11 protein-coding genes and 1 riboswitch are annotated in these 15,800 nt (G+C 31.1%); of the genes, 1 reads left to right on the forward strand and 10 read right to left on the reverse strand.

The annotated features are described in order from the left end of the window. Positions 1-101 precede the first annotated feature (101 nt). The 7 genes from Ctaglu_RS07105 to speD all read right to left on the reverse strand — a co-directional run bounded on the left by Ctaglu_RS07105 (position 102) and on the right by speD (position 10,549). Positions 102-674, reverse strand: a complete 573-nt coding sequence (locus Ctaglu_RS07105; protein WP_124999509.1) for a xanthine phosphoribosyltransferase — start codon at positions 672-674, stop codon at positions 102-104. A gap of 207 nt (positions 675-881) precedes the next feature. Continuing rightward, a riboswitch (purine riboswitch) is annotated at positions 882-983 on the reverse strand. A gap of 251 nt (positions 984-1,234) precedes the next feature. Beyond that, complete coding sequence (locus Ctaglu_RS07110) at positions 1,235-3,667, reverse strand: glycogen/starch/alpha-glucan phosphorylase (protein ID WP_124999511.1); 2,433 nt, start codon at positions 3,665-3,667, stop codon at positions 1,235-1,237. 45 nt (positions 3,668-3,712) lie between these two features. Beyond that, the gene (gene glgA, locus Ctaglu_RS07115) at positions 3,713-5,146 is read right to left on the reverse strand and encodes a glycogen synthase GlgA (RefSeq protein ID WP_124999513.1); all 1,434 of its coding nucleotides are present in this window, start codon (positions 5,144-5,146) and stop codon (positions 3,713-3,715) included. Positions 5,147-5,170: 24 nt separating this feature from the next. Further along, positions 5,171-6,283: a glucose-1-phosphate adenylyltransferase subunit GlgD gene (glgD, locus tag Ctaglu_RS07120; protein ID WP_124999515.1), complete on the reverse strand. Its 1,113-nt coding sequence runs from the start codon at positions 6,281-6,283 to the stop codon at positions 5,171-5,173. An 18-nt stretch (positions 6,284-6,301) separates the two neighbouring features. After that, positions 6,302-7,456 carry a glucose-1-phosphate adenylyltransferase gene (locus Ctaglu_RS07125; RefSeq protein WP_124999517.1) on the reverse strand — a complete coding sequence of 385 codons (1,155 nt, stop codon included), beginning with the start codon at positions 7,454-7,456 and terminating at the stop codon, positions 6,302-6,304. Between the two features lie 723 nt (positions 7,457-8,179). Next, the gene (gene murA, locus Ctaglu_RS07130; RefSeq protein ID WP_124999519.1) at positions 8,180-9,466 is read right to left on the reverse strand and encodes a UDP-N-acetylglucosamine 1-carboxyvinyltransferase; all 1,287 of its coding nucleotides are present in this window, start codon (positions 9,464-9,466) and stop codon (positions 8,180-8,182) included. A 264-nt stretch (positions 9,467-9,730) separates the two neighbouring features. Then, a complete protein-coding gene (speD, locus tag Ctaglu_RS07135; protein WP_124999521.1) occupies positions 9,731-10,549 on the reverse strand; it encodes an adenosylmethionine decarboxylase in 819 nt (272 codons plus the stop codon). 270 nt (positions 10,550-10,819) lie between these two features. On the opposite strand from speD, the gene asd reads away from it, so the two are divergent. Beyond that, on the forward strand, positions 10,820-11,905 hold the full coding sequence (gene asd / locus Ctaglu_RS07140) for an aspartate-semialdehyde dehydrogenase (protein WP_124999523.1): 1,086 nt from the start codon (positions 10,820-10,822) through the stop codon (positions 11,903-11,905). 232 nt (positions 11,906-12,137) lie between these two features. On the opposite strand, the gene hemL is transcribed toward asd, so the two are convergent. The 3 genes from hemL to cbiB all read right to left on the reverse strand — a co-directional run bounded on the left by hemL (position 12,138) and on the right by cbiB (position 15,704). Then, positions 12,138-13,412, reverse strand: a complete 1,275-nt coding sequence (gene hemL, locus Ctaglu_RS07145; protein WP_124999525.1) for a glutamate-1-semialdehyde 2,1-aminomutase — start codon at positions 13,410-13,412, stop codon at positions 12,138-12,140. 125 nt (positions 13,413-13,537) lie between these two features. Then, a complete protein-coding gene (hemA, locus tag Ctaglu_RS07150; RefSeq protein ID WP_124999527.1) occupies positions 13,538-14,716 on the reverse strand; it encodes a glutamyl-tRNA reductase in 1,179 nt (392 codons plus the stop codon). A gap of 4 nt (positions 14,717-14,720) precedes the next feature. Then, positions 14,721-15,704, reverse strand: a complete 984-nt coding sequence (gene cbiB, locus Ctaglu_RS07155; protein WP_124999529.1) for an adenosylcobinamide-phosphate synthase CbiB — start codon at positions 15,702-15,704, stop codon at positions 14,721-14,723. Positions 15,705-15,800: the final 96 nt, after the last annotated feature.

The following is a 15,800-nucleotide window of genomic DNA, read 5'->3' on the forward strand; positions in this document are numbered from 1 at the left end:
ACCCCCTTTATTCTTCTCTTGCATATGTTTTGTCTAGTAATACTAATTATTAATCCTTATGTGAACTGCTTACCACTTAAAAGGTGGTATAATTCCACTCCTTATTTAAAAACTACCTTGTTATCTTTTATAGATTTTATTATGGCCAGCGACTCTACCTTAATACCTTCCTTTTCTATTCGACTGCGTCCATCTTGAAATGCCTTTTCAATTACAATTCCCACTCCGACAACCTCAGCTAAGGCCTGACGTACAATTTCTACAAGTCCCAGTGCTGCATTTCCATTTGCTAAAAAATCATCAATTATTAAAATTTTATCTTCACTATTTATGTATTTTTTACTGGCTCTTATCTTATAATTCTTATTTTTTGTAAAGGAGAATACATCTGCTTCATATGTATCAGAATCTAAATTAGCAGCTTCATGTTTTTTTGCGAAAACTACAGGAATATTACCAAAATATTGCGCTACAATGCATGCTATTCCTATACCCGATGCTTCAACTGTTAGTATTTTTGTAGTTTCATGACGCGCAAATCTTTCTTTAAATTCCTTTCCGATTTCATTAAAAAGGTTTATATCAATTTGATGATTCAAAAAACTATCCACCTTTAAGATTTCACTACCTATTATTGTTCCCTCAACTAATATCTTATTCTTTAATGTTTCCATAATTTTTCTCCTTTATTCATTAAATTTTCAACATATTTTAAACAACAAAAAAACTCCACAGTTAATTTTAACTAGGGAGTTTATAATAAAAATAATAACCTTAAAATTCATAAGTATAAAAAGTAATTTCTTTAATCTTAAAGAACAAACTTTTTATATTTTAAAATAAAGGTAACCACAATAATGACGTATTCCAAAATCATTGCACTATTTTATCAAAACACCCATAGTCAAGTATTTTACGGTTACTTGGTAGAAACGCTTAGTCCATATTTCTAAGCATATATGAGTTTACGAATATTAAATTTTATTTTCTTGTTAATTGTTCGTATATGTATTCTTTATAACAATATTACAACATTTTTTTTATTAATTCAACATTTTTTTATTGATTGTACTTATTTGTAGATTTCAATGTAAAATATTCCATTAAACATTAATTAGTTGTTAACTGTCCCCATATAAAAACATTAATTAGTTGTTAACTGTCCCCATATAAAAATAACATATAAAAATAATGCTAACCTATTTGTAGGCTAGCATACTTACTTGTATTTTACTTATAATTTAATTCTAAACGTTGGTGTATCCCAAATTTCTTTGGCATATTGATTTATAGTGTTATCGCTGGAGAATATTCCAGACTTCGCAATATTCGTAATAGACATTTTTTGCCAAATAGACTTTTGTCTAAATAGAGAATCAATTTCACTTTGAGCCCTTACATAAGAATCAAAATCTTTAAGCACGAAGAACTCATCATTGTGAGGGATCAAACTATCGTATATAGTCATAAATTCCATTTTATCAGTTTCTAAAAATCCATTTACCAACTGATTTACTATACAATTTAATCTCATATCGCTATTATAAATATCAGAAGCTCTATAATTTCTATTCTTGTAATATTCTATTACTTCCTGAGAAGTTAGTCCAAATAAAACAATGTTTTCTTTTCCAACTGCATCAAATATCTCTACGTTAGCTCCATCTAAAGTTGCTATTGTTATAGCCCCATTCATCATAAATTTCATATTACCAGTTCCAGAAGCTTCTTTAGATGCAGTAGATATCTGCTGACTAACATCAGCACAAGGAATAATTTTCTCAGCTATTGATACTCCATAATTTTCAAGGAATACTATCTTTATTTTATCGCGAGCTATAGGATCATTATTTATCTTTTTAGCAAGTGTATTAATAAGCTTAATAGTTTCCTTTGCTAAAGTATAACTTGGAGAAGCCTTTGCACCAAATATAAAAGTTCTTGGCACTATATCTAGATTAGGATTTTCTCGAAGCTGATTATATAAATGCATTATATTGAAAACATTTAAAAGTTGCCTTTTATAGGCATGCATTCTTTTTACATGAACATCAAATATGGAACTTGGATCAATTTCAGTACCATAATTTGATAATATATAATTTGAAAAAGTTATCTTGTTATTTGTTTTTATATCTTGTGTTTTCTCTTGAAAAGCAGCATCCTCCGCATAATCCATTAATTTATTGAGCTCATTTGGAGATTTTATCCATTTGTCACCTATTGTTTCAGTTATAAGGTCCGCTAACTCTTCATTAGAATTTAATAACCATCTTCTATGCGTTATGCCATTAGTTTTATTATTAAATTTTTCTGGAAAGAATTCATAAAAGTCCGCAAGTTCTTGGTGCTTTAATAATTCTGTGTGCAGCTTTGCAACTCCATTAACAGAATGACTTCCTACAATAGCTAAATATGCCATCCTAATATATTCATCATGAATAATGGACATTTTATTAACTTTATTCCAATCCCCATTGTACTTATGGTAAACTTCATTACAAAAACGCCTATTTATTTCTTCTATAATCATGTAAATACGTGGAAGTAATTTTTTAAACATTTCTACAGGCCATTTTTCTAGTGCTTCTGCCATAATTGTATGGTTAGTGTAGGCCATTGTACCAGTGGTAATAGTAAAAGCCTCATCCCAAGTAAGTCCCTGCTCATCCATTAATAATCTCATGAGCTCAGCCACAGCTACAGCTGGGTGGGTATCATTTATCTGCACTGCCACATGCTTATGAAATTCACTAAGTGAAATATTCATTTTTTTATAGCTTTTCATAATACTTTGCATTCCAGCACTTACAAAAAAATACTCTTGTTTAAGTCTTAGGAGTCGTCCTTTTTCGTAGCTATCATCCGGATATAAAACTTGTGAAATAGCCTCAACTGAATATTTTTCCTCACCTGCTTTTGCATAATTACCTTGACTAAAAGATGAAAAATCAAAATCTTCTTCCATAGTCTCAGCACTCCAAAGCCTTAGTGTATTTACAGTATTATTTTTATATCCTTTTATTGGAGTATCATAGGGTACCGCTCTTACAGATTGATAATTTTCATGGATAACTTTTGTTTCCCCATTTTCTTCCTTCAAATATACCTCTCCATAAAATCTTACTTCTACAGCCTTATTTTCTTTTCTTATTTCCCAAACGTTACCGTTTTTTAGCCAATTATCAGGAACTTCTACTTGATAACCATCTTCTATTTTCTGTTTGAATAGTCCATATTTATACCTTATACCACAGCCATGACCAGGCACTTTCGTAGATGCCATGGAATCTAAGAAGCATGCTGCCAATCTTCCAAGACCACCATTACCAAGTCCAGCATCCAGTTCTATATCCTCTATATCTATCCAACTAATTCCGAGATCTGCAAAGGCCTCCTCGCAGACATCCTTTATACCTAGATTAACTAAATTACTATTGAGTAACCTACCAACTAGGAATTCCATGGAAAAATAATACACTTGTTTTGTTTTGCTTTTCCCGTATTGTTTATTAGTTTCTATCCAAGATTTAGAACAATAATCTTTTATTAATGCACCTAATGCAACATATTGATGGAGCCTGGATGCATCCACTGCATCTTCTGCAAACATATTCTGTAATTTTTCTATATAATCTACTTTAAATTCTTCTTTATCTATTACCACAATACTCACCACCTAAAAATTTTAAAATCTACAACAAATAAAATCTTAATCTGTTAAATTACTATATAAATCCATATAATTTTTAGCTGAATTTTCCCAACTATTGTTTGAAATCATAGCATTTTTAACTAATTTATTCCAAGAATCTTTGTCGTTATATAAATTTAGAGCACTAGTTATGGTGTCCATTAATTCATCACTACTGTAATTTTCAAAAGAAAAACCATTGCCAGTACCAGTATATTTATTATAAGGTATAATTGTGTCCTTTAGCCCTCCAGTTTCACGTACAATTGGAATACTTCCATATTTTAATGCTATAAGCTGACCAATACCACAAGGTTCAAATAATGATGGCATTAAAAATATGTCTGAAGCAGCATATATTTTCTGTGCTAGAACCTCATCAAAAACAATATTTGTTGATATCCTGCTTGGATATATAGACGCATAATATTGGAATATATCTTCATAGTACCCATCGCCATTGCCAAGCAATACTATTTGAATAGGAAGGCTTAAGAGTTCTTGGAGTTTCGCAACTATTAAATCTAAACCCTTTTGTTTTACTAGTCTAGTTACAATTCCTACCAATGGTATATTTTCATTTACGGTGAAGGATAGTTGATTTTGAAGTTTTAATTTATTTTTCACCTTTTGTTTTATAGAGTCTGAATCAAAATTGTAAAATATTTTTTTATCAACTTTAGGATTGTAGAGTTCATAATCTATACCATTTACTATGCCATATAGTTTTTCTGATTTTGAGCGCAATAACCCATCTAGTCCTTCACCATAAAAGGGAGTCTGTATTTCCCCTGCATAAGTTTCACTTACAGTCGTTACTGCATCTGCAAAAACAATTCCGCCCTTCATAAAGGATATAGCATCATAAAATTTAAGTGCATCATCACTAAAATACCCCTCATCTAAATTTAATAACTCATCAAGTATTTCTTTTGGAAATACTCCTTGATATTTTAAGTTATGAATAGTGAATACACTTTTTATTTCACTGTACATTTCATCATCACTATAGCTATCTTTAAGCAGTGCCGGCAAAATTCCGGAGTGCCAATCATTGCAATGAATTATATCTGGCACAAAATCTCCCATATGCTTTATAGATTCTAATACGGCTTTTGAAAAATAAGAATATCTCTCTCCATCATCATAACATCCATATATCTCAGGTCTCTCAAAATAGTATTCATTATCTACAAAGTAGTAAGGCATATCCTCATAAGTTAAGTATTTCAAACCACAATATTGATTCCTCCACCCAACTGGCACAGTAAAACTAGCTAGATTTTCCATGCAATTTTTAAAGGACAGTGGAATGGTACTATATTTTGGTATAATAACTCTTGCATCAATACCCATCTTCCTTAATGCCTTAGGTAGCGCATATGCTACATCCCCCAGACCTCCAGTTTTTATAAAAGGATAAGCTTCTGAAGCCACAAATAATACTTTCATACTAAACCCCCCTTAGTTTTTTTATTATTCTAATCTGGATTTTTTCTCTATAACAACTGGGAAATCTTCATCTCCTTTCAATACTGTATTCTCATGTATAATAGTATTCTTATCAAGAATAACATTAGTTAATTTACATCCTTGTTTGATTTCACAACTTTCAAATATTATGCAATTTTTAAGTTCTGCACCAGCATGAACTATTACTCTTCTTGAAATTATACTATTTTCTATACTTCCTTTTAAAATACATCCATTGGATATCAATGCATTTCTAACTTTTGACTCATTAAAGTATTTAGTAGGTGCTCCATCTTTACTCTTTGTATTAATTAACCCATTGTTAAAAAATAATTCCTTGGTTACTTTTCCATTTAGCATATCCATACTAGTTTTGTAATAATTTTTCACAGAATTCACACATTGAAGGTATCCTTTAAACTCAAATGCATTTACATTAAGCTTAGAAACACTATTATAAATAGCTGCTTTTATGGAATTATTATATCCTGTCTGAACTGCATTGTTTATAATGTTTATGAGGGTGCTTTTTTTCATTATAAACATTTCCATGGATATATTTAGTTTGTCCTCTGCTCCAATGTTTTTACCAATGCTCAAAACCTTATTTTCCTCATTAATATAAAGTGTATTGTTATCTATGTAATGTTTTTTTCCATTATTTGTTTTTTTATATAATAAGGTTATATCACTACCTGACTCTTCGTGAAACTTAGCAGCCTCATTATACTCCATGTTACATAACATATAAGAAGAAGATATTATTACATAGTCTTGCTTTGTTCTACGAATATATTCTATATTCTCACTTAATGCATCTATATCCCTTAACCTAGATCCATCTGTTGTTGAATTAAATAAATATAGCCCGTTTATTTTTCTATCCAAGTCCCAAGGTTTGCCTGAGCCTAAATGGTCCACTAATGATCTAGTTTTTGTGTTAGCAAACACACCTATATTATAAATACCTGAATTGACCATATTTGAAAGCACAAAATCAATAATCCTGTATCTTCCGCCTATAGGTATAGATGCTATGGGCCTTGATTTTGTAAGACTTTTAATATTATCTTCATTCTCATTTAGCATTAATATTCCTATGTAGTTTTTAAGCATACTGGCACCTACCTCAATTTATAATTTAGTTAATATTTTCGAATCAACTTTAATGTCCTTTCCTTCTTCTATAACAATAATATCTTCTCCATTGCCAATGTGTGAATTACGTCTTATGCAAACATTGCTTCCGATAATTGCTTTATCAATAACCACATTATTTCCTATTTTAGTATTTGGCAGAATAACCGAATTGGTTATTTTTGTATTTTTGCCTACATGTACTCCTTGAAAAAGCACACAATTGCTTACCTCTCCAAAAACAGTACAACCCTCATTTACCATGGCATTACTTATCTTAGCATCAGGTCCAATATATTGAGGTGGCAACATAGCATTAACTGTATATATTCTCCATTTAGCGTCATGTATATTCAAATCATTGTCTTCAGATAGTAAATCCATATTGGCTTCCCAAAAGCTTTCAATAGTACCAACATCTCTCCAATATCCTTTGAAGGGATAGGCATATAGCTTTTGATTATTTTCTATCATTTTTGGTATTATATTCTTACCAAAATCATTACTAGAACTTTTATCAAGGTTGTCCTCTTTTAAAAGTTGTTTAAGAACAGACCAATTAAATATATAAACTCCCATAGATGCTAAATTGCTTTTTGGGTTTTCTGGTTTTTCCTCAAATTCATAAATAGTATTATCTTCCCGAGTGTTCATCATTCCAAATCTACTGGCCTCATCCTTTGATACTTCTAATACTGCAATAGTAACATCTGCAGCTTTTTCTTTATGATAATCTAGCATTTTGGAATAATCCATTTTATAAATATGATCTCCTGATAAAATAAGTACATATTCTGGATCATAACTATCAATGTAATTTGTATTTTGATATATAGCATCTGCCGTACCATTGTACCAATTGCCTCCGTCTTCGCTTTGGTAAGGGGCAAGCATACTTACGCCGCCATTTCTTCTATCCAAATCCCAAGGTGCACCTATGCCTATATGAGCGTTTAAAGTCAAGGGTTGGTATTGAGTAAGAACTCCTACGGTGTCTATATTAGAATTAGAACAATTACTTAAAGAAAAATCAATAATTCTATACTTTCCTCCAAAGGGTACTGCTGGCTTTGCTATGACTTTTGTTAATTGTTTTAGTCTTGACCCTTGGCCTCCTGCGAGTATCATAGCTATCATTTCTTTTTTTAACATGCTAGTTCTCCCCCTTTTTAAACTTCTGTTAATAATTTAACATACAATAGTTTACAATAAATAAAATTTAAAACCATATCAGTAAAAAATAATGTTCTATATTTTTTAAATTTTTAATAATGAAAAGAAAATTTCTTTTCTATAATTTGTTAGAATATTTAAATAATATATTTCAAATTATACCATATTATTATCAAAAAACCATAAAAAAAACATTAAATAATTGGAATTTTATATTTTATTTAATTTTACCATCTTTTATCTATAATATAAGTATTTTATTTGAATTTATGCAATGTTTTAGTTTGAACGATTTTCTAGCTTAGCATTCCTCAATAAATTATAATTTGTAATAGGAACACATAATTGTGCCCTTGCGTTTTAATGAAACAATTCTACCTTATACAAATAAATTCATTTCAGAAAAAAGTGTGATTTTAAGGCTTTCACAGGGCAATAAAAAAAAAGGCATGAACTCCTTAGTTCTTGAAGATTAACATAGCTTATATTGAAAATCTCAGATTTTTAGACACAGTAAAATAAGAATAACAATCATAACGACTTGCTATTCAATCACCTCTAAATTTATTTTATTAATATTATTGTATGCCATTTCTATTAAAAAAATAACCACTACATCTTAATTTAAAGATGTAGTGGTATCTATGTTTAATAATATTTATAATTTTTTAATATCTATTTTTTGATTTTCTGCCACATTCCTTAGCAAATATCATCCTCTTTATTTTCTTCCAGATCAGTTTCAACTAATTTAATATTCGCACCCAGTGATAGGAAATCCTTAACAATATTCACATATCCACGTTCAATATGTTCCACCCCAGTAATATAGGTTGTACCTTCTGCAATTAATCCAGCTAAAATAAGAGATATTCCAGCTCTTACATCTGAAGCGTTAACCCAGGCGCCTTTTAAAGACCTATTACCAGGAATTATTGCACTTCCTTGTTTTATAATAATATCTGCTCCCATGCGATTTAACTCCTGGCAATGATTAAATCTTCCTGGATAAACCTTATCAACAATAACACTGTGACTGCTTGCTAATATAAGCAGGGCAGTTAGTGGCTGTTGCAGATCCGTTGCGAATCCGGGATACATAGTGGCCTTAACATTTACACCCTGAATTTTCCCTTGTGTATATGCTCTTATAAAATCATTTCCTTCTTCTATACATACCCCTGCTTCCTCAAGCTTTGCTGTGCAGGATATCAAATGCTCAGGTATAATACCGGAAGCTTTAATATCCCCTCCTGTTATAGCTGCTGCCATTAGATACGACCCAGCAATTAATCTATCCGGAATAGCGCAGTGGGTACCTCCACCTAGTGATTTTACACCTTCAATAGTAATTATGTCTGTTCCAGCACCCTTAACGAAAGCGCCCATTTCATTTAAAAATATAGCCACATCAACAACTTCCGGGTCCTTAGCCGCATTTCGTAATATTGTTTTGCCCTGCGCAAGTACAGCTGCAAGCATTATATTTATAGTTGCTCCGCTTGAAATTACATCTAAATATATATCTGCTCCAATAAGTTTATTTGCCTGGACCACATAATAATCCTTATAGAAATTAAATTTTGCGCCCAATGCTTCAAGCCCTTTGATATGTTGATCAATAGGTCTTGACCCAAAATCATCGCCTCCTGGATATCCTATAGAAACCCTTTTAAATTTTGCTAGCAATGCTCCGGCAAAATAATAAGAGGCTCTAAAGTCAGCAGATTTACTATGGTCTATAATTGCACTATTAATATTAGATGGATCTAGTATTAATTTATCTTCTTTAATTATTATCTTCATCCCAATATCCTTAGCAATATCACATACTAAGCTAACATCAGAAATATTAGGTATGTTTTTTAATATAACCACTTCATCACATAAACAACACGCAACAAGTAATGGCAACGAGCTGTTTTTTGACCCAGGTATAGTGATACTACCTTTTAAAGGATTACCCCTTGTGATTTCTAACCAACGCATGTACAACTCCTACCTTTTTTGTTTTTTGCTTTTATTATACCATATTTGTTCCTATTTATCATTTATAACCCTTTATATTCCATCATATTTAGAATAAACAAAAGATTTTTTTTACATTTTTGAGTAAATTTCTTAGCTTACATAATTAGAGGCTTTGACCCCTACAAATAATATCTATAGAATCAAAAAAAATAAAACTTCAATGGGAGTATTAATCTCCTTTTGAAGTCTTTAATTAAAATGATTTAGTGGGTTTTAAAGAAGTTACCCATTAGAAATGTCCATACCATAAAATATTTCCACCATTTCTTTTTTTAATTTCTTTATAATATCACATTTTTCATCATTATTTAAATCTTTTTCTGTAATCTCAAATAAATAATTATCAAGCTCAAAATCATTTAATATCATTTTTGTATGAAATATATTAGATTGATATATATTCATGTCAATTAAATTGTATCTATTTATAGTTTCACTTGCTATATAATTTTGTATAGAATTAATTTCATGATCTATAAAATGCTTTTTACCATCCATATCTCTAGTAAAGCCACGAACCCTGTAATCAATAGTAATAATATCAGAATCAAAGCTACCTATTAAATAGTTTAGAGCTTTTAATGGGGATATAGTTCCACATGTTGCTACATCTATGTCCACTCTAAAGGTGCTTATATTGTTTTGAGGATGACTTTCAGGATAAGTATGTACCGTCACATGACTTTTGTCTAAATGAGCCACAATATTCTCACGAATTGGAGTTAAAACCCCTCTATTACAAGAAGGGTCAACCATATATAGTGGAATTTCTTCCTCTGAAATAAGTAGTGTTACACTTGCTCCCTGAGGGTCATAGTCTTGCTTGGCAATGTTTAGTACGCTAGCGCCTATTATGTTAGTAACATCAGTAAGAATTTTTGTTAATCTCTCAGCATTATATTGTTCATCAATGTACTCTATATATTTCTTGCGGTCTTCTTCCGTCCTTGTATAACAAATATCATAAATATTAAAACTTAATGATTTTGTTAAATTGTTAAACCCATATAGCTTTATCTTATTTTTATCATTTTTAACCAACTTTATTCCCCATTTCTCTTAGACATCTTCTAAAAAAATTATATAACTTATAGCTTCTTTGTCAAGACATAAATTTAAGTACATATCTATTCTATATAATTTTTTACTTGAAGTATATACTTTTTAACATTATAATCATTAATAATAGTAAACTGTATATAATTTTATATATTTATTATTAACTTTGTAACGTGGATTTGAATATATATAAGTATAGCATTTATATGTTATCACAAATATACATCATTAAAATATGGAGGTATCAATACAATGGATAAAAAATTAAAAGTTGGTTTACTAGGTGGAACTGGATTTGTTGGTCAACGTCTTGTTACACTGCTAGCAGATCACCCTTACTTTGAAATAGCTGTTATTGCTGCTAGTGAGAACTCTGTGGGTAAAACTTATTTTGAAGCTGTAAATAATAGATGGAAATTAGATATTCCAATGCCAGACAGTGTTAAAAGTATAGTAATAAAAAATATAGATCAAGTAGATTTAATAAGCAGTGAAGTAGATTTTGTATTCTGCGCTGTCAATATGCCTGCCAATGAAATTAGAGAAATCGAAGAAAAATATGCAAAAGCTGAAACTCCTGTAATTTCAAATAACTCTGCACATAGACATACTAGCGATGTTCCAATGGTTATTCCAGAAATAAATGCTGACCATTTTGAATTAATTCAGGTTCAACGCAGGCGTCTAGGAACTAAAAGAGGCTTTATTGTTGCTAAACCTAATTGCTCAATTCAAAGTTATGTTCCTGCTATAAGTGCACTTATGCAATATAAGCCTAAAAAAATATTAGTTTGTACCTATCAAGCTATATCTGGCTCTGGAAAAATATTTTCAGACTGGCCAGAAATTAATGATAATGTAATACCCTATATAGGTGGAGAAGAAGAAAAGAGTGAGCAGGAGCCTCTAAAAATTTGGGGTCATATAGAAAATGATATGGTGGTTAATGCTGTGGATCCTATTATTTCAACTCAATGCATACGTGTTCCTGTGTCAGATGGACACTTAGCTGCAGTGTTTGTTTCCTTTGAAGATAAACCATCTAAAGAAACTATTTTGCAGCATTGGGCAAGTTTCCAGGGAAAACCTCAACTTTTAAAACTCCCAAATGCCCCTAATCAATTTTTAACCTACTTTGAGGAAAATGATAGACCGCAAACTGGGCTAGATAGAAATATTGAAAAAGGCATGGGCATATCAATTGGAAGACTACGAGAAGATAGTTTGTTTGACTACAAATTTGTTTGCCTATCACATAATACTCTACGTGGTGCAGCCGGTGGAGCAGTTCTTACAGCTGAACTTTTAATGGCTGAAGGCTATTTGACTTCAAAATAAAAGTATAAATATAACCCCCTATTATTTCAAGATAATTTTCAATTTGAAATAATAGGGGGGTTTTTATTTTAATTTAAATGCGGGGACAGTTAACAACTAATTCACCTTCACCTTAAATGCCAGGGACAGTTAACAACTAATTCACTTTAATCAAAATTAAGTGAGGGACAGTTAACAACTATTTAGTTGTTAACTGTCCCTCACTGTTTATAAAATAGTTGTTAACCGTCCCCTAGTATTTAAAACTCTTAAATACCTCTAAGAATCTCTCAATATCCTCCTGCGTATGTTTCACACATAAAAATGTTGCCTCAAATTGAGAAGGTGCAACATTTATTCCATTTGTTATCATATGCTCAAAGTATTTTGAAAATATCTTAGCATCACAAGTTTTAGCATCTTCAAAATTTTTAACTTCTTTCTTTTTCGTAAAGAAAGGTGTAATCATTGAACCACATCTATTAACTACCATTGGTATGCCGTTTTCTTTTGCAATTTCTAGTAGTCCCTTTTCAAGTTTTTTACACAGCTTCTCCATGTGCTCATAAAGACTTGGGTTATTATAAAGCTTAGTTAATGTTGCGTATCCAGCTGCCATTACCACAGGATTTCCTGACATAGTACCGGCTTGATAAACTGGTCCCATAGGTGATAATTTCTCCATTATCTCTTTTTTACCACCATAAGCACCACAAGGAAGTCCGCCTCCCATGATTTTTGCATAAGTTATTAAATCAGGCGTTATTCCATAAATGCTTTGCGCGCCTTTATATGCTACTCTAAATCCACTCATTACTTCATCAAAAATAAGTAGGCTCTTGTATTTATCACATAAACTTCTGATTTCTAACAAAAATTCTTTTTCAGCAGGGATAACTCCCATATTTCCTGCCACTGGCTCAATTATTATGCAGGCAATATCATCCCCGTATTTCTCAAATATTTGTTTTACGCTATCTATATCATTGTAATTTGCTATTAATGTATTTATGATGCTTTCTTTTGGAACACCTGCAGATCCAGGTATGCCAGCTGTAATTACTCCTGAACCTGCCTGAACTAGAAATCCTTCAGCATGCCCATGGTAACAACCTGCAAATTTTATTATTTTATCCTTTCCTGTGTACCCTCTTGCAAGTTTAACTGCACTCATTGTAGCTTCTGTACCTGAGTTAACCATTCTTACCATATCTACATTATCCACGGTGCTACAAATATGTTTGGCAAGTTTTAGTTCTAATTCTGTAGGTGCACCAAATGCTATAGCATCAGCACAGGTATCTTGTATTGCTTTTACTACCTCTTTATCACTATGTCCAAGTATCATAGGTCCCCATGCACATACGAAATCTATGTATTTGTTTCCCTCTTCATCATAAATGTATGCACCCATACCTTTTTTAATAATTGGAGGATTTACAGTTAAATCCTTAAAAGCTCTAACTGGACTATTAACTCCACCAGGCATGTATTGTTTTGATTCATTAAATATGTCTAAATTCTTCATATTAGTTTCCTCTTTTCTTAATATTAATTTTTGATGTTTTTATACTACAGTAGAAAAATCACTACAATTGTGTAGTTAAAAATCTACTAAAATATTAATTTTATTGGCTAGCAAAGTAATTAAAGCTAAAAAATCCTGCTTATTATGTCCACACATTCTTTAGCCCTCCCCTTCAAATGTTCCTCCTTTAAGACATCTATAGCTCTATTTATATAGGCATTTGAAGTACTCTTCAAAAGTATCTCTGCTAATTTCTCATTATCTTTAGTCTCTTTCTTGTGCTTAAAAGTATCTAATCTTTCTTTGTAGATGTCTTCACCATTGTGTTTTATCCTTTTTATAAAGGATGATAGCTCTTTCATGGTTTTCCATTCTATATAATCTTTTACAGCTTTGTCCACAATGTATCTGTTATTCTTCATGGAGGCTTCTCTTTTTTTATAGTTATCATCATGGATGTCTTTTAACGTATCTATGTCATATACTTCATATAAAGGATTTTCACTTACTATTTCTTCAATATCCCTTGGCACAGCTAAATCGAATAATAATAAGCGCTTATTAGGTAACTCCTTTAAGTGGACCACAGTATGAGGAGCCGATGTACAAGATATAACACAATCCACCTCTTCATAATACTTATGTATATCCTTAAAAGGTATCATTTTTACTCTTGGATCTTCTATATTAACCTTTTGAAGATCTCTAACTGCAATATATAGTAAATCGATTTTCCCCTCTAGTATATATTTTGAGGTTAATTCACCTACAGCTCCACAGCCTAAAACCATAAAGCTTTTAAGGCCCCTACCTATAGCCTTTTTAACTACCATAGAAGACGAGGAAACTGGTATATCACTTATTTTAGATTTAGTTCTAAATTCCTTGCCACAGGCAATAGCATTTTCAAAAAGCCTTTGAAGTTCCTTTTTAGTTGTTTTAGAACCTTTCGCAGCTTCATAAGCGTCCCTAACTTGTCCTAAAATTTGGTCCTCTCCAAGTAATAATGAATCAAATCCACAAACCACTTCCATTAAGTGCCTAATAGCTTTTTCTTCCTTATAACTTTCTACACACTTTATCAAAGTCTTATCCCAATTTAATGCTTCAAAAACTCTACCTATAATATCTTCATCTTTAGATTCAAAATATATCTCTGTCCTGTTGCAAGTACTTAAAATAACTGCCTCTTCACAAATATTTAAAAGAGCTTCTAAATATTTTGCTTGACGCTTTGGTATAATTGAAAGTTTTTCTCTGATTTCTATTTTCACATCATGCTTTAGTCCTATTAATTGTATCATTTTATCATCTCCAAAAACACATCACTATTACTAATATTGCGTATAATACGTATAGTATTATTAAATAAAACATTGACCCATACATTAATTTTATTGTATCTACTATATGTTCTTTTCCTAACTCTTTTATTTTATTTCCTATGGTTGGTTTGTACATTTTTTCTCCAAAATATATATTTGTCCCACCTAGCTGAACTCTCATAGCCCCAGCTGCTGCACCTTCTGGATAAGCACAATTAGGGCTTTTATGATTTTTTCTATCTCTTATCATTACTTTTATACTGGCAAGAATATTCCCTCCAACCAGTGGTGCTGCTAAACAAATTAAAAATCCTGTTATTCTTGCAGGTACAAAATTAAATACATCATCTGTTTTTGCTGGAAAGAATCCAATATATTTATATTTTTCATTCATATATCCAAGCATTGAATCCATAGTATTTACGCCCTTATACATCATAGCTAAAGGCGCTCCACCTAGTATTGCATAAAGAATAGGGGCTATAACACCATCTGCTGTATTTTCTGCAATAGTCTCCACATCTGCCCTTATTATTTCATATTCATTAAGAGATTTTGTATCCCTACCTACAATATAAGATAATTTAACTCTTGCGTCTTCAATATCATTTTTAGCTAAGGAGTCATATACCTTTTTCCCCTCTTTATGAAGTCCTCTAGTCGCTATTGTTGTCCAAAGCAATATTATATTAAGAATATGATATATCAAAAAAACATCACTAGAAATCTTCAAAATTATAAAGGGTACTAAAAAACTAGAAAAAGCTATTATGACTACAATGGCACCCCCAAAAACTTTAATTTGCTTATTGGTTTTACATAGCTTTCTAGCCCTATTATCTAATGCAGATATAAGTTTTCCTATATAAATCACCGGATGTGGAAACCAATATGGATCTCCAATTAATAAGTCTAGAATAACCGCTAATATTAAATCTACTACATTCATGGCAAATAGAATTTCCATATTAATTCCTCACTATCTTATAATGTTTTAATTTTTTATAAAGTTGTTAGCTGTCTTCAATTTTTCAGCTTAGTTCAATTAATTGTTAACTGTCCC

The organism is Clostridium tagluense, from assembly GCF_003865095.1.
GTDB lineage: Bacteria > Bacillota > Clostridia > Clostridiales > Clostridiaceae > Clostridium_AD > Clostridium_AD tagluense.